The following is a 13,983-nucleotide window of genomic DNA, read 5'->3' on the forward strand; positions in this document are numbered from 1 at the left end:
GAAGGTGGGGGGTGCCGCTAGCGGGGCATTCCTTACTCGGCCGCGGCCTTCACCGGAGCCTTGCGGACGCGCAGCCGCCGGATGCGCCGCGCATCGGCGTCCAGCACGCGGAATTCGAGCCCCGAGGACGGGTGGGAGACGATCTCTCCCTTCGCCGGGACGCGCCCCGCGAGGGTGAAGACCAGCCCGCCGACCGTGTCGATGTCCGAGGCGCGCTCTTCCTCCGTCAGCACTGGGCCGAGGCGCGTCTCAAAATCCTCCACCGGAGTGCGGGCGTCGAGTTCGAGCACGCCTTCCGCGCGTTCGATGATCTGCGGCGCGGCCAGCTCGTCATGCTCGTCGGAGATGTCGCCGACGATGGTCTCGACCAGATCCTCGATGGTGACGATGCCGTCGATGCCGCCATACTCGTCCACCACGAGGGCGAGGTGGACGCGCTCCATCCGCATCCGTAGCAGGAGGTCCAGCACCGGGACGGAGGGGACCACCAGCAGCGGCTTGCGGAGGATGGAGCGCAGCGAGAAGCCTTCCGAGCGGCCAAGCCGAGCGATCACGTCCTTGATGTGGACCATGCCCTGGATGTCGTCGAGTTCGCGGCCATAGACCGGGTAGCGGCTGTGGCCCTCGCGCTGCACGAAGTCGAGCACGTGCTCGAAATCCATGTCCACCTGCAGCGCGATGATGTCGGCACGCGGCAGCATCACGTCATAGGCGGTCGCGCCACGCAGCTTGAGCACGTTGCGCAGCAGGGCGCGCTCATGCGGGTTCAGCGCCTCGGCCTGCTCACCTTCCTGCTCGGGGCTGGGGGCGCCCTGCTCGGTCAGCAGCGCCTCGACGCTCTCGCGCAGATTGGCCTCGCGCCGCGCGAAGAGGGAGCGGAGGCGGCCCAGCAGGAGGGGTGGGGAATCGCTCGGCATTATGCAGCCACCCGCCAGGGATTGGGGAAGCCGAGGCGGCGGAGGATGCGCGCTTCCGCCCGCTCCATCCGCGCCGCCTCGCCGGGGGCGATGTGATCATGGCCGAGCAAATGCAGCGTGCCGTGCACCACGAGATGGGTGAAATGCGCGGGCAGGCTCCGCCCCTCGCGCAGCGCCTCCCGCCGCACCGTGCCGAGCGAGACGGCGAGGTCGCCCAGGGTCAGCGCGCCATAGGGGGCGGGAAAGGACAGGACGTTGGTCGCCTTCTCCTTGCCGCGGAACCCGCCATTGAGGCGCCGGATCTCGGCATCGTCGGTGAGGAGGAGGGAGACATGCCCGGCCTCGCCCTGGTCGGCCAGGGCAACGGTGACCGCGCGGCGAGCGAGGCTCTCCACCCGGGGCAGGGCGGCGCGCCAGCCGGGAGCATTGACGGTGATGTCGAGCCCGGGACCGGCGAAACCGTCCCCGGGCGTTCTACTTCCGCAGTCCATCGCGAGTTGTCCGGGCCTCCATCGCGCCATATGCCGCAACGATGCGTCCCACCAGCGGGTGACGCACGACGTCGCGCTCGTCGAAACGGATGAAGCCGATCCCGGGCACGCCGTCCAGCACGTTCATCGCCTCGACCAAGCCCGATTTCTGCCCCGGGGGCAAGTCCACCTGGGAAGGATCGCCCGTGACCGCCATGCGCGTCCCCTCGCCCATGCGGGTCAGGAACATCTTCATCTGGGCCGGGGTGGTGTTCTGCGCCTCGTCCAGGATGGCGAAGCAATGGGACAGGGTGCGGCCGCGCATGAAGGCCAGCGGCGCGATCTCGATCTCCCCGGCGGCGAGGCGGCGCGCCACCTGCTCGGCCGGCAGCATGTCGTGCAGCGCGTCGTAGAGCGGGCGGAGATAGGGATCCACCTTCTCCTTCATGTCGCCGGGCAGGAAGCCCAGGCGTTCGCCGGCCTCCACGGCGGGACGGGACAGGACGATGCGGTCCACCCGGCCGGATTGCAGCAGCGCCACGCCCTGCGCGACGGCGAGGTAGGTCTTGCCCGTGCCGGCAGGGCCGAGACCGAACACCATCTCGTGCCGGGCCAGCGCCTCCATGTAGGCGGATTGCGCCGGGGTGCGGGGCGCGATGGCGCCGCGACGGGTCCGAATCTGCGGGATATCCTGCAACGGCAGGCGGGGATCCTGCTCCGCCTCGCCTTCCGCCATACGGATCGCACCCTCCACTTCGCTCACGCCGATCGACACGCCGCGCTCCAGCCCGCGCCACAAGCCGCGCAGCACCTGCTCGGCCATCAGGGTCTGCGCGGGCGGGCCGCTGATGGTCAGGCGATTGCCGCGGCTTGCCACTTTCACTCCCAATCGCCCCTCGATCCGCGCCAGATGCCGATCATGCTCGCCATGGAGCAGGGGCAGGAGGGCGTTGTCCTCGAATTGCAGCGTGACGCTGCGCGTCTCGGAGGACGGACCCGCCTGACGGGGGCGGAGGGCGAGGGCGTTGCTCAAGCGGCGTCTTTCTCCTGCTCGACGATCTCGCCCGAAAGCGAGTTTGGGTGGCCCGCCACGATGCGGACGGGAATGATCCGGCCCACGAGAGTGGAAGAGCCGAAGGCATGGACGGGTTGCAGCCAAGGGGTGCGGCCGGCGATCTGCCCGGCATGACGGCCGGGTCCTGTGACCAGCACGTCGCATATGGTGCCGGCCTTGCCCGCATTGAAGTGTGCCTGCTGCGCGCGCAGCAATTCCTGAACCTCGGCGAGGCGGCGGTCCTTCGTGGCCTCGTCGACATGCGCCACGGCCGCCGCCGCCGCCGGCGTGCCGGGGCGCGGCGAATACTTGAAGGAGAAGGCCTGGGCGAAGCCGACGTGTTCGATCAGCCGCAGCGTGGCCTGGTGGTCCTCCTCCCGCTCGCCGGGATGGCCGGCGATGATGTCGGTGGAGAGCGCCAGGTCGGGCCGCGCCGCGCGCAGCCGGTCCACGAGGCGCAGATAATCCTCCGCCGTGTGGCCGCGATTCATCGCCTGGAGCACGCGGTCCGAGCCGGACTGCACCGGCAGATGCAGGAACGGCATCACCTGCGGGATGTCGCGATGCGCAGCGATCAGCGCCTCGTCCATGTCGCGCGGGTGGGAGGTGGTGTAGCGCAGCCGCTCGACGCCCGGGATGTCGGCCAGGAGGCGCAGCAGCCCCGCCAGCCCCTCGGCCCCATCGCCGTGCCAGGCATTCACGTTCTGGCCGAGCAGCGTGATCTCGCGCGTGCCCTGCTCCGCCATGCGCCGTGCCTCGGCGAGGATGGCGGCGGCGGGGCGCGAATACTCGGCGCCGCGCGTATAGGGCACGACGCAGAAGGAGCAGAACTTGTCGCAGCCTTCCTGGATGGTGAGGAAGCCCGTCACGCCCTGCGGCGCGGCTTCCGCCGGCAGGTGATCGAACTTCTCTTCCACCGGGAACTCGGTCTCGATCGCCACCCCGCCGGAACGGGAGATGCGCGCCACCATCTCCGGCAGCTTGTGGTAGCTCTGCGGCCCCATCACGATGTCGACGAAGGGTGCGCGGGCAGTGATCTCCGCCCCTTCCGCCTGGGCGACGCAGCCGGCCACGGCCAGCATCATTCCCGGCTTCTCCTCCTTCAACTTCCGCAGCCGGCCCAGCTCGGAGAAGAGCTTTTCCGTCGCCTTCTCGCGAATGTGGCAGGTGTTGAGGATGACCATGTCCGCGCCGTCCGGCGCCTCGGCCGGGGCATAGCCGAGGGGCGCCAGTAGATCCGCCATGCGGCCGCTGTCGTACACGTTCATCTGGCAGCCCCAGCTTCGGATGAAGAGGCGCTTCTTGTTGCTCATAAGGGAAAGTCCCCGGGAATCCAGGGCGGGGACATGCGGGGCGGGGGCCGCACGGTCAAGAAGCGCGGTCCCGGCCGGGGATGCGAAGGGCTGTCCGGCTCATCGAAAGGGAGGCTGACAAAACCCTTCCGCGCCGGTCAAGCGGCTTCGATGTCCACCAGGCGGTTCTGCCGCAGCGCCGCCGCGGCCTCCGTCACGGTGCGCCCGACCCGGATGGCAAGGTCCTTGCGGTCGGACGCCACATCCGGAACGAAGCCGGGATGCAGCACGACCGTCGCCCGCGTTCCGGTGCGGCGCAGGAGGCGCCAGGCATGGGAGCCCGTTTCCATGTCGCCATACCAGGCGAAGACGGCGCGGTCCTTGCGGCCGACCGGCAGGCCTCCCAGCCGGTCATAGACCACGGTGACGGGCTGCACCGCCCGAGCCGCAGGGGCGATGGCGAAAAAGGAGGAGCGGAAGGGCAGCACCCGCGCCCCGTCGCTGGTGGTGCCTTCGGGGAACAGGATCAGGCTTTCGCCGCTTTCCAGCTTCGCGCGCATCTCCTGCGCCTCGGCGCCGGTGCGGTTGCGGGTGCGGGAAACGAAGACCGTATTGCCCAACCGCGCCACGGTGCCGATCAGCGGCCAGCCCGCCACGTCCGCCTTGCTGACGAAGCGCGCATCCAGCACCGCCCCCAGCACCACGATGTCCAGCCAGGAGGAGTGGTTGGATACGTGCAGCGTCGGCCGTTCCGGCGAGGACTGGCCGATGATGCGCAGCCGCAACCCGATCAGGCGGCATAGCGTGCGGTGGTAAAAGCGGCTGAAACGGTGCTTCGCGTTCCCGGGAAGGCGGATCAACACCATCTGCACCGGAAACCCGAACAGGACGGTGAAGAGCAGCACGGACAGGATGCGGCGCACCGCCCGGATCCGCCCGCCTTCCGGCCTGTCATGCCCCAGCACGTCGGCCCAGGCGCGGCCCGGCAGGCGCGGGCGGAAGCGCAGCGGCCGGTCGCGCCGCAACCGTCGCGCCTCCGGCGGGGCGGTGGATGGCAGGGACGCTGGTTCGGATGCGGCCATGTCAGGGGGTTAACCCGCCGGGCAGGTCGCGTCCATGACACAATGACGACGGATCGGTGAATCCGCGCTACTCCGGCGTTGAGGCATCATGCCCCGAGGAGATCCGGATGCGACGCCTTTCGCCTTTTCAGCGCTTCATCCTGGCGCTGGGCGCGCTGGGCCTCCTCGTCGCGGCGGTGGCGGCGCTGGCGGGCTGGTTCGCCGGCTAGTCCTTGCGGCGCCAGGCGCGCCACACCCACCAGACCAGTACCAGCGCCGCGAGACCGAGGAGCGGCTTGGACAGCGGGTCGATATAGCCCTCGATCGCCGTGTAGCGCTCCTCCAGCACGTAGCCGAGCACGGCGAGGCCGCCGACCCAGATCGTCGTCCCTAGCGTGGTAAGGCCATAGAACTTGTAGCGCGGCATCTCGATCAGGCCGGCAGGGACGGAGATCAACGTCCGGATACCGGGCATCATGCGCCCCAGGAACACAGCCAGTGGCCCCCAGCGCCGCAGCGCCACCTCGCCCTCCTCGATGTCGCGCTCGCGCACGCCGATCCAGCCGCCGAAGCGCGCCACCAGGGCACGGGTGCGGGCGGAGCCGAAGGCGCGCGCGACCTCGAACCACGCGGCATTGCCGACGATGGTGCCGAGGATGCCGGCCAGGATCGCGCCGAGGAGCGACATCTCCCCGCGCGCCGCCGCGAAGCCGGCGAGCGGCATGATCACCTCGCTCGGGATCGGCGGGAACAGATTCTCCAGGAACATCAGGGCGAAGACGCCAAGGTAGCCGGCAGCGGCCACCCAGGAGGTGACGAGGTCCATCATGCGAGGCGGTCAATCCAGGGTGAACAGGTGGAGGGTCAGGGCGCGGCCGCGCGTGTAGTTGAAGCCGTGCACCGCCTCGCGCTCACGCGGGGCGATGCCGAGAGCGGCAGATTCGCGCCGGAAATCGTCCAGCGCCCGGTTGCCCACGGCGACGGCGCGGCCCGGCGCCTCGGCCAGGAAGCGGGCCGCATCCTCGCCGCGGCGGAGGAAGCGCGTCTCGGCGCCGATGCGGAACAGGGTCGAGGGCTCGGCATGGGAGGTGATGCCGAAGCGCGATGCCGGCAGGCCCGGCGCGACGCGCTCCAGCGCGGCCTGGAGGCGCGGCGCGATCCAGATCGGCTCCACGCGAGGCAGGGTGAACTCCATCACGCTGGCATAGAGCGGAATGGCGGCAAGCACGCCAAGCACCGCCGCCCGCGCCCAGCGCGACGCCGCCATGGCGCGCCAGGTCAGCACGACCAGCAGGATGGCGAAGGGCACGGACAGGAAGGCGCCCACCGGCTCATGCGCGGTGGCGAGCCAGGGAACCAGCAGCGCCACGACCGAAAGCCCGAGCGCAATGCCGGCCACCAGCACCCGCGCCAGAAGTGCCAGCCAGCGCGGCGGGGCGAGGCGCAGCGGGTCCATGGCCCAGGCGGCGGCCAGCAGCATCACGGCGGGGTAGGTGGGTAGGGTGTAGTGCGGCAGCTTGGTCGCCACCGCCTCGAAGACCAGCCAGCTCGGCACGATCCAGGCGAGGAGGAAGCGCGTGCGTGGCAGGGCGCGCTCGGCCCAGACGCCGCGCGCGGCCAGCAGCGCCAGGATGCCCGCGGGAAAGGCGGCGATGGGGAAGGTCAGCAGGTAGAAGCCAGGCGGGCCCCAATGCTTCTCGTCGCCCGAACCCACCTTGCCGAGCATGTCGTCTCCGACGGCCTCGGCGAAGAAACGGCCTTCGGTTGCGATGCCGATGGCGGCCATCCAGGGCAGCACGAGGAGCAGCATCAGCGGCACGCCCCAGAGTGGGCGCAGCGCCCGCAGCCAGGGTACGCTTCCACGGTCCACGACGGCGAGGGTGATTCCGGCCAGCAGCGCCACCATGGGCGCGATCGGCCCCTTGAGCAGCACGCCGATGCCGAGCGCGATCCAGAAAAGCGCCGCCTGCCGCGCGGAAAACCCCGCGGGCTGAAGGTAGGCCGCCCCCATCAGCCCCATAGCCGCGGTGACGGCAGCCAGCAGCGCGGCATCGGTCTTGGCGATATGCGCCTCGACCATCAGCACCATGGTCCCGGCGAGCATGGTGGCGGCGAGCAGGGCCGGGCGCGGCCCGACCAGCCTTCGCCCCAGGGTGAAGGTGAACAGCACGGCCAGGATGGCGCCGAGCAGCGAGGGAATGCGGTAGGCCCAGATGTCGCGCCGCGACCCCAGCCCGGTGGCCTCGACCAGATGCACCGTCGCGGCCTGCGCCCAATGGATGCCGACCGGCTTCTTGTTGCGCTCCTCCTCGCCGACGCGCAGCCGCACCGGGTCGCCGCTGTCCAGCATCTGCCGCGTCGCCTGGGCGAAGCGGCTTTCGTCGCGGTCGCCGGAGGGCAAGGAAAAGAAGCCGGGCAGGAACAGCGCCAGGCACAGGAGGACGAGCATCAGGCGCGGGCGGCGCTGGGCGGCGGCCGCGAATGCGTCGGAAGCCGTGGAGGAGGTCATCGGGGCGCGCGTCTAGCACGCGTGGCCCCCCGGGGCCATAAACCGGCCTCCATGCCAGCGAACCAAGCCCGCCTCGCCGCCTCCCACCTCCTCGAAGCCGTGCTGGAGCGCGGAAGGTCGCTGGAGGAGGCGCTGGACACCGTTCCGGCGATGGAGGCGCGCGACAAGGCGGCCGGGCACCGCATCGCCGCCATGGTACTGCGCCGCCTGGGCAGTCTGGACGCGGCGCTGGAGCCTTGGCTGCGCCGCCAGCCCCCTGCCCCGGCCCTGCGCGCCCTGCGGATCGGCGCGGCGGAGCTCCTGCTGCTTGGCACCCCGGCTCATGCCGCCGTCTCCGCCGCCGTTTCGGTCGTGCCGAAGCCGCTGACCGGTGTGGTGAACGCCGTGCTGCGCCGGGTGGCGGAAGCCGGGCCGGCGGTACTGGAGGGGCTCGATGCGGAGCGGCTGGACACGCCCTCCTGGCTCTGGGCCTCCTGGCACGCGGCGCACGGGCCCGCGGTGCGCGCCATCGCCCGCGCGCATCGCGAGGAAGCGCCGCTTGACCTTTCCCTCAAGCCGGGCGCTGCCCCGCCGCCGGGCGGCGAGGCCCTGCCGGGCGGGACGCTGCGCTTCCCGGCCGGGACGCGCATCACGGAACTGCCCGGCTTCACCGAGGGCGAATTCTGGGCGCAGGACGCGGCGGCCGCGCTGCCCGCCCGGCTGCTCGAGGCCCGCCCCGGCGAGCGCGTCGCCGACCTTTGCGCCGCGCCGGGCGGCAAGACCGCGCAGCTTGCCGCCGCGGGGGCGGAGGTGGTGGCGGTGGAGCGCGACGCGAAGCGCCTGCTTCGCCTGCGCGAGAACATGGAGCGGCTGCGCCTTCCCGCCGAGCTCGTCCAGGCCGACGCGGCGCAGTGGAGGCCGGGGCGCCAGTTCGACGCCGTGCTGCTGGACGCGCCCTGCACCGCCACCGGAACGATCCGCCGCCACCCGGACGTGCCGCACCTCAAGCGCCCCAAGGACGTGCCGACCTTGGCGGCGCAGCAGAAGACCTTGCTGGACTTGGCCGCGCGCCTCGTGAAGCCGGGCGGGCGGCTGGTCTTCTCCACCTGCTCCCTCCAGGCCGAGGAAGGCGAGGCGCATCTGCGGGCCCTGCCTGGTGGCTTCGCGCTGGACCCGACGCCCGAGGCGCCGGAAGGCTGGCTGCGGACAAGACCGGATCAGGGAATGGACGGATTCTTCATCGCGCGGCTGCGCCGCAATATGGCGCCATGACGAATCGGCCGCTTCTCGCCCTCGCCCTGCTGGCGCTTTCCGCCTGTGCCTCCCATCGCGACAGGGAAGGCTTCATTCCCTTCTGGAACGTGGCGGAAAATCGCGACCTGTCGCGCTCGCCCCAGCTTGGGGTGTCCTTTCCCGGCAGCCAGGCGCCGGGCGCCGTCATCCCCTTCACCATGGACACCGGCTCTGTCGGCGTCGTCGCCTCGGCGGACCATTTCCGGCCGGAGCCGGGCGCGCGGTCCCTCGGGCCTGGGCGGCGGGCCTATTCCTCCTCCGGCGTCGTGGAGGTGGGAGAATGGTTCCTCGCCGATGTCGCGCTGCATGCCCCCGGCGGGCGCGAGGCGGCGCGGGCGCGTGTGCCGGTGCTGCAGGTGCGGCGCATCGAATGCCTGCCCGGCGCGCGACGCTGCACCCCGCAGGCGGAGGCGCGCCACGTCGCCATGATGGGCGTTGGCTTCGCGCCCGGCCACGGCCCGGCCGCCGACGCAACGCCCGACTACAACCCGCTGCTGAATCTCACGCGCGGTGGGCATGGGCGCCGCGGCTGGATCATCACGCGTCACGGCGTGCATCCCGGCTTCGGCGAGGCGGAGGGATTCCGCTTCGTGCCCCTGACGCCGCGCCCCGCCTCCTCCCTGCCCGGGCGGCCGGACTGGAACGCTGTGCCCGCACCGATCGGCGTGAATGGCACGGTGGGGCAAGGCGGTGTGCTGGTGGACACCGGCATCGGCGAGGCCTTCGTCTCCCCGCCTGATGGGGTGACGCTGCCGCGCGGCCCGGCGCCTGCCGGTACGCGCGTCACGGTCGGCCTGCCGGGCGGGGCGGAGTGGGTGGCGGTGTCCGGCGAGACACCCTCGCCGCCCGGACCGGAGTCCGTGCTGGTGGTGCATGACGGCGTGCCCTTCGTGAATACCGGGCGGCGCTTCCTCCTCGGCCACGACATCGCCTTCGACGCCGAGGCGGGGCGCTACGGCTTCCGGCCCGTCGCACGCTGACCTACCCTTCCCGCCCGGAAACGGGGCGGGAGAGAGGCGCATGTTCTTCGAGGGTTTCACGCTGGAAGAGCGTGACGTGGCGGGGATGCGCGTGCGCTTCCGGCGTGGCGGCTCCGGCCCGCCCTTGTTGCTGCTGCACGGCAACCCGCAGACCCACGCCATGTGGCACAAGGTCGCGCCCGCGCTGGCGCAGCGCTTCACCGTCATCTGCCCCGACATTCGCGGCTATGGCTTCTCCGCCAAGCTGCCGCCGCTTCCCGGTCACGCCGCCTATGCGAAGCGCGAGATGGCGAAGGACGTGCTGGGCCTGATGCGCGAGCTCGGCCACGAGCGCTTCTCTGTCGTCAGCCACGACCGCGGCGCGCGCCTCGCGCATCGCCTGGCGCTGGATCACGCGGAGGTGGTGGAGCGGCTCTGCGTGATGGACATCGTGCCGACGCTGCATCACTTCGAGAATGCCGACATGGCCTTCGGCCTTGGCTACTATCACTGGTTCTGGCTGGCGCAGCCGCATCCGGGGCCGGAGATGCTGATCAAGCAGGATGTGGAGCTGTGGTTCCGCATCCACACCTCACGCGAGCCCAAAGATGACGGGTTCTTCCACCCCGAGGCGCGCGCCGACTACCTCGCCGCGCTGCGCCAGCCCGGAACGGTGGAAGCAATCTGCGAGGATTACCGCGCTGCCGCCACCATCGACCTGGAGCATGACCGCGAAAGCCGCGCACAGGGCGTGAAGGTCACTTGCCCGCTGCTGGCACTGTGGGGCGCGAAGGGCAAGATCGGCCAGTGGTACGAGCCGCTCGCGGTGTGGCGCGCCTATTCATCGGCGGAAGTGGCTGGCCATGCGGTGAAGAGCGGGCATTATCTGGCCGAGGAGGCACCCGGAGAGGTGCTGCAAGCCCTGGAGGAGTTCCTGCCATGAAGCGCCGCGCCCTTGTCGCATCCGCCCTCGCCCTGCCTTTCGCCGCTTCGGCGCAGCCTGCCTGGCAGCCACGCGGCCCCATCACGGTGATCGTGCCCAACCCGCCGGGCGGCGGCACGGATTTCGCCGCGCGCCTCTACGTGGAGGGGCTGTCCCAGGCGCTCGGCGTGCCGGTGGTGGTCGAGAATCGCGGCGGCGCCAACGGCAATATCGGCATCCTGGCGACGGTTCGCGCCCCCGCCGACGGGCACACGCTGCTGCTGCAATACAACGGCTATCACGCCGGCAACCCGGCGATGATGAGCAACCTGCAATGGGATCCGTTGCGCGACCTGAAGCCGGTCGGAATGGCGACCATGGCGCCGCACGGCATCTTCGTCAGCCCGCAAGTGCCGTCGAACACGCTGCGCGAATTCATCACATGGGCGAAGGAACGTCCGGGCGGGATCAACTACGCCTCCTCTGGCACCGGCTCCATCCAGCACATCGCAGGGGTGCTGTTCGGCCGCGCCACCGGCGTCGAGGTGACGCATGTTCCCTATCGCGGCGCGGCGCCCGCGCTGCAGGACGTGGCGGGTGGACGGATCGAGCTGTTCATCACCACGCCTTCCAGCGCCATCGCGCTGGCGCAGGCGGGGCGGGTGAAGGCGCTGGCCATCGCCGGCTCCGCACGGGCGGCCGGTCTGCCTGACGTGCCCACCACGGCGGAGGCGGGGCTGCCCGGATTCGCGCTGGATGCGTGGTTCGCCTTCTTCGCCCCCACCGGCATTCCGGAAGCCGCGCGGCAGCGGCTGAATGCCGAGCTGCGGCGCCTGGCCGACGACCCGACGATCCGCGCCCGCGCCGAGGCGGGCGGCGCCGCCACCCGCGCCATGACCCTCGCCGAGCTGGATGCGCTGGCGGAGCGCGAGGTGCGCGAACTGGGCGAGGTGATCCGCAGCGCGGGCATCACGCTGGATTGAGCGCGGCAGCCTGGTCCGCTGCCTCGGCGGGTCAGGCTCCGAGATCCAGCACCGCCACCTCGTGCCCCAGCCCCCGCAGGAATCGCAGCAGCGCCTCGGGGGCAAGGCCGGTGGAGGCGGTGTTCACGAGCGGGTGGAACCAGGCCAGCGCGGAGGCTTTCGCCAGCGCCGCGTCCAGCGCGACGCGGATCGTGCCCGGCGCGGCGTTCACCAACCCGAACGGCGTGACGCTGCCCGGCTCCACCCCCAGCGTCGCGCGCAGCTCCTCCGCGCTGCCCATGGAGACGCGGCCCCATCCGGCGCGGCGCGCCAGCTCGTTCACGCTGAGCTGCCGCCCTTCCTCCAGCACGGCGAGGGCGAAACCGCCCTCCTTGCGCCGCAGGAAGAGGTTCTTGCTGTGCAGCCCCGGCAACTCGCCGCGCAGCCCGCGCGACTCCGCCACGGTGAAGACGGCCGGGTGGCGCACGGTGCGCGCCTCGATCCCCGCCGCCTCCAGCCGCGCCAGCAGCCCTTCCGGCGTTTCGGTCATTCCGGGCGAATGTTGTTGGCGCGCACCACGCGGCCCCAGCTTTCCGCCTCGTTCGCCAGCCACGCCTTGAAGGGCTCGGGCCCCATGGCGCGCACATCGGCGCCAAGGTCGGCCATGCGGCGGGCGATTTCCGGCTGGGCGAGAATCTGGCGCAGCGCCCCGTCCAACCGCGCGATCACCGGCGCGGGCGTCGGCCCGGGGGCGAAGACGCCCTGCCAGGTGCCGCTTTCCGTCGCCGGCCAGCCGAGCTCCGCGAAGGTCGGCACGTCGAGCCCTTCCAGCCGCTTCGGACCGGAGACGGCGATGGCGCGCAGCCGCCCGTCGCGGGTGAAGGGCGCGGTGGCGGTGGCGCCGTTGATGATGATCTGCGCCTCGCCCGCCGCCACGGCGGTCAGCGCCGCCGCGCCGCCGCGATAGGGCACCTGCGTCAGGTTCGCGCCCCAATGCTGCGCCAGCAGCACGGCGGTCAGGTGGTTGGCAGCGCCGACGCCGGAATTGGCGACGTTCAGCGTGTTCGGCGCGCGCTTCGCCAGCTCCGCCAGCTCCTGCGCGTTGCGCGCCTGGACCGAGGGATGCACGGCGAGGATGTAGGGCGCGTAGATCAGGAGGTTCACGGGCGCGAGGTCGCGCAGCACGTCAAAGGACAGGCGCGGGAACAGCGCGGGGGCGGTGGCGAGCGCGCCCGCATCGGTGATCAGCAGCGCACTGCCATCCGGCGCGGCGCGCGACACGAGTTCGGCGCCCAGATTGCCGTTGGCGCCGGAGCGATTCTCCACCACCACGTTCTGCCCGAGGATCCGCGACATCTCCGGCGCCAGGATGCGGGCGAGGATGTCGCTGGTGCCGCCCGGCGCGAAGGGGACCACGAGGCGCAGCGGGCTCCCCTGCGCGAAGGCCGGGGCGGCGAGCGGCGCAACGAGGGCGGAGGCGAGCAGGGCGCGGCGGTGCATGGCGGTTTCCTCGGTTCGGATTTCCGCTATGGCACCCGCATCGCGCCCCCGTGGCAAGGGGGAAAGGTCAGCCCACGCCGCTGAGGTTTATCCCCGCCGGCATCCAGGCATAGCCTTCACCCGCCCGCGCGACATGGCCCAGCCCCGGCCAGGAGAAGTGATAGGACAGGACGTGATGCCGGTCCGCCGCCAGGCGGTCGAGCATCCGGGTTCGGGTGCGCGCCGACTGCGCCGGGTCGGTGTCATAGGCGAATTCCCAGGAGGGGCGCCGCAGCATAATGACCTGGTGGTGGGCGAGGTCGCCCGTGTTCACCACCGTCATGTTGCCCGAGGAAACGGCGTAGCAGTGATGCCCCACCGTGTGTCCTGGCGTGGCGATGGCGGTGATGCCCGGCACCACTTCCTGCCCGTCGCGGATCATCACCAGCCGGTCGCGATACGCCTCCAGGTTCTTCTTCGCGCCGTCGATGAAGGGCACCATGAAGGCGGGGCCGCGCTTGTTGTTGTCGTCGGTCCAGTAGCGCAGGTCGGCTTCCGCCAGCGCCACCTGGGCGTTGGGGAAGACGCGCTGCCCGTTCGCGTCCACCAGCCCCCAGGCATGGTCGCAATGGGCGTGGGTGAGCAGGATCATGTCGAACTGCTCGGGCTGGAATCCGGCGGCGCGCAAATTTTCGCGCAGCTTGCCGGTGGTGGGGCCGAACATGCGGCTCGCCTCGCCCATGCTGTCGCCCATGCCGGTGTCGATCAGCACGAGGTGGCGTCCGGTATTCACCACCAGCGCGTTCTGCTCCAGCACCACCCCGTCAGCGGGCAGAAAGCTTTCGCGCAGGAGGGTCTGCATCTCCTCCGCTGGGGCGCTGGGGAAGCCGTCGGCGGGACGGCCAAGCGGCAGGGCGCCGTCGCTTACCACGGTCGCCTCGAAATCGCCGATCTTGAAGCGGTACCAGGCCGGCGCCTGGGTGCCGAGCATCGGCGCGGCGGCGCGGGCGGCGGGCGCGGCGGCCAGCGTGCCGAGCGCGGCGGCGAGGCCGAAGGCCTCGCGGCGGGTCATGTGCATCGCGTTCT

General features: G+C 71.3%; 14 protein-coding genes. 4 read left to right on the forward strand and 10 right to left on the reverse strand.

The window, feature by feature from the left end; all coding sequences use genetic code 11:
- Positions 1–32 precede the first annotated feature (32 nt).
- The 7 genes from JTJ31_RS04995 to JTJ31_RS05025 form a co-directional block, all read right to left on the reverse strand.
- Complete coding sequence (locus tag JTJ31_RS04995; protein ID WP_207537513.1) at positions 33–917, reverse strand: hemolysin family protein; 885 nt, start codon at positions 915–917, stop codon at positions 33–35.
- Positions 917–1,408, reverse strand: coding sequence for an rRNA maturation RNase YbeY (ybeY, locus tag JTJ31_RS05000; protein ID WP_207537514.1), 492 nt, complete (start codon positions 1,406–1,408; stop codon positions 917–919). The genes JTJ31_RS04995 and ybeY overlap by 1 nt, the downstream gene beginning before the upstream one ends.
- Complete coding sequence (locus tag JTJ31_RS05005; protein WP_207537515.1) at positions 1,392–2,420, reverse strand: PhoH family protein; 1,029 nt, start codon at positions 2,418–2,420, stop codon at positions 1,392–1,394. Before JTJ31_RS05005 ends, ybeY begins: the two co-directional genes overlap by 17 nt.
- Positions 2,417–3,754 carry a tRNA (N6-isopentenyl adenosine(37)-C2)-methylthiotransferase MiaB gene (miaB, locus tag JTJ31_RS05010; RefSeq protein WP_207537516.1) on the reverse strand — a complete coding sequence of 446 codons (1,338 nt, stop codon included), beginning with the start codon at positions 3,752–3,754 and terminating at the stop codon, positions 2,417–2,419. The genes JTJ31_RS05005 and miaB overlap by 4 nt, the downstream gene beginning before the upstream one ends.
- 137 nt (positions 3,755–3,891) lie before the next feature.
- Positions 3,892–4,815, reverse strand: a complete 924-nt coding sequence (locus tag JTJ31_RS05015; protein ID WP_207537517.1) for a lysophospholipid acyltransferase family protein — start codon at positions 4,813–4,815, stop codon at positions 3,892–3,894.
- Between the two features lie 205 nt (positions 4,816–5,020).
- Positions 5,021–5,623, reverse strand: a complete 603-nt coding sequence (locus tag JTJ31_RS05020; protein ID WP_207537518.1) for a DedA family protein — start codon at positions 5,621–5,623, stop codon at positions 5,021–5,023.
- Positions 5,624–5,632: 9 nt separating this feature from the next.
- Positions 5,633–7,303: an ArnT family glycosyltransferase gene (locus tag JTJ31_RS05025; RefSeq protein WP_207537519.1), complete on the reverse strand. Its 1,671-nt coding sequence runs from the start codon at positions 7,301–7,303 to the stop codon at positions 5,633–5,635.
- A 51-nt stretch (positions 7,304–7,354) separates the two neighbouring features.
- Between JTJ31_RS05025 and JTJ31_RS05030 the strand changes: the two genes are divergently transcribed.
- Genes JTJ31_RS05030 through JTJ31_RS05045 form a run of 4 tightly spaced genes read left to right on the forward strand, consistent with a single transcriptional unit; the run spans position 7,355 to position 11,439 of the window.
- A complete protein-coding gene (locus JTJ31_RS05030; protein ID WP_207537520.1) occupies positions 7,355–8,554 on the forward strand; it encodes an RsmB/NOP family class I SAM-dependent RNA methyltransferase in 1,200 nt (399 codons plus the stop codon).
- Positions 8,551–9,555: a hypothetical protein gene (locus tag JTJ31_RS05035; RefSeq protein ID WP_207537521.1), complete on the forward strand. Its 1,005-nt coding sequence runs from the start codon at positions 8,551–8,553 to the stop codon at positions 9,553–9,555. Before JTJ31_RS05030 ends, JTJ31_RS05035 begins: the two co-directional genes overlap by 4 nt.
- A gap of 40 nt (positions 9,556–9,595) precedes the next feature.
- Positions 9,596–10,477, forward strand: coding sequence for an alpha/beta fold hydrolase (locus JTJ31_RS05040; protein ID WP_207537522.1), 882 nt, complete (start codon positions 9,596–9,598; stop codon positions 10,475–10,477).
- Entirely contained in the window at positions 10,474–11,439 is a 966-nt protein-coding gene (locus tag JTJ31_RS05045) for a Bug family tripartite tricarboxylate transporter substrate binding protein (RefSeq protein WP_207537523.1), read from the forward strand. The genes JTJ31_RS05040 and JTJ31_RS05045 overlap by 4 nt, the downstream gene beginning before the upstream one ends.
- Before the next feature lie 31 nt (positions 11,440–11,470).
- Here the strand turns inward: JTJ31_RS05045 and JTJ31_RS05050 are convergent, their stop codons facing one another.
- The 3 genes from JTJ31_RS05050 to JTJ31_RS05060 form a co-directional block, all read right to left on the reverse strand.
- Positions 11,471–11,968 (reverse strand): prolyl-tRNA synthetase associated domain-containing protein, encoded by a 498-nt coding sequence (locus JTJ31_RS05050; RefSeq protein ID WP_207537524.1) that lies wholly within the window; start codon positions 11,966–11,968, stop codon positions 11,471–11,473.
- Complete coding sequence (locus JTJ31_RS05055; RefSeq protein ID WP_207537525.1) at positions 11,965–12,918, reverse strand: Bug family tripartite tricarboxylate transporter substrate binding protein; 954 nt, start codon at positions 12,916–12,918, stop codon at positions 11,965–11,967. Before JTJ31_RS05055 ends, JTJ31_RS05050 begins: the two co-directional genes overlap by 4 nt.
- Positions 12,919–12,985: 67 nt before the next feature.
- Positions 12,986–13,975 (reverse strand): MBL fold metallo-hydrolase, encoded by a 990-nt coding sequence (locus tag JTJ31_RS05060; protein WP_207537526.1) that lies wholly within the window; start codon positions 13,973–13,975, stop codon positions 12,986–12,988.
- Positions 13,976–13,983 lie beyond the last annotated feature (8 nt).

The sequence above is a fragment of the Sabulicella rubraurantiaca genome (assembly GCF_017355885.1).
Classification (GTDB): Bacteria; Pseudomonadota; Alphaproteobacteria; order Acetobacterales; family Acetobacteraceae; genus Roseococcus; species Roseococcus rubraurantiacus.

Excerpts from the sequence above, each read along its gene's own strand:
- JTJ31_RS04995 (WP_207537513.1), bottom strand. The coding sequence starts at position 917 with ATGCCGAGCGATTCCCCACCCCTCCTGCTGGGCCGCCTCCGCTCCCTC.
- ybeY (WP_207537514.1), bottom strand. The coding sequence starts at position 1,408 with ATGGACTGCGGAAGTAGAACGCCCGGGGACGGTTTCGCCGGTCCCGGG.
- miaB (WP_207537516.1), bottom strand. The coding sequence starts at position 3,754 with ATGAGCAACAAGAAGCGCCTCTTCATCCGAAGCTGGGGCTGCCAGATG.
- JTJ31_RS05015 (WP_207537517.1), bottom strand. The coding sequence starts at position 4,815 with ATGGCCGCATCCGAACCAGCGTCCCTGCCATCCACCGCCCCGCCGGAG.
- JTJ31_RS05020 (WP_207537518.1), bottom strand. The coding sequence starts at position 5,623 with ATGATGGACCTCGTCACCTCCTGGGTGGCCGCTGCCGGCTACCTTGGC.
- JTJ31_RS05025 (WP_207537519.1), bottom strand. The coding sequence starts at position 7,303 with ATGACCTCCTCCACGGCTTCCGACGCATTCGCGGCCGCCGCCCAGCGC.
- JTJ31_RS05030 (WP_207537520.1), top strand. The coding sequence starts at position 7,355 with ATGCCAGCGAACCAAGCCCGCCTCGCCGCCTCCCACCTCCTCGAAGCC.
- JTJ31_RS05035 (WP_207537521.1), top strand. The coding sequence starts at position 8,551 with ATGACGAATCGGCCGCTTCTCGCCCTCGCCCTGCTGGCGCTTTCCGCC.
- JTJ31_RS05040 (WP_207537522.1), top strand. The coding sequence starts at position 9,596 with ATGTTCTTCGAGGGTTTCACGCTGGAAGAGCGTGACGTGGCGGGGATG.
- JTJ31_RS05045 (WP_207537523.1), top strand. The coding sequence starts at position 10,474 with ATGAAGCGCCGCGCCCTTGTCGCATCCGCCCTCGCCCTGCCTTTCGCC.
- JTJ31_RS05050 (WP_207537524.1), bottom strand. The coding sequence starts at position 11,968 with ATGACCGAAACGCCGGAAGGGCTGCTGGCGCGGCTGGAGGCGGCGGGG.
- JTJ31_RS05055 (WP_207537525.1), bottom strand. The coding sequence starts at position 12,918 with ATGCACCGCCGCGCCCTGCTCGCCTCCGCCCTCGTTGCGCCGCTCGCC.
- JTJ31_RS05060 (WP_207537526.1), bottom strand. The coding sequence starts at position 13,975 with ATGCACATGACCCGCCGCGAGGCCTTCGGCCTCGCCGCCGCGCTCGGC.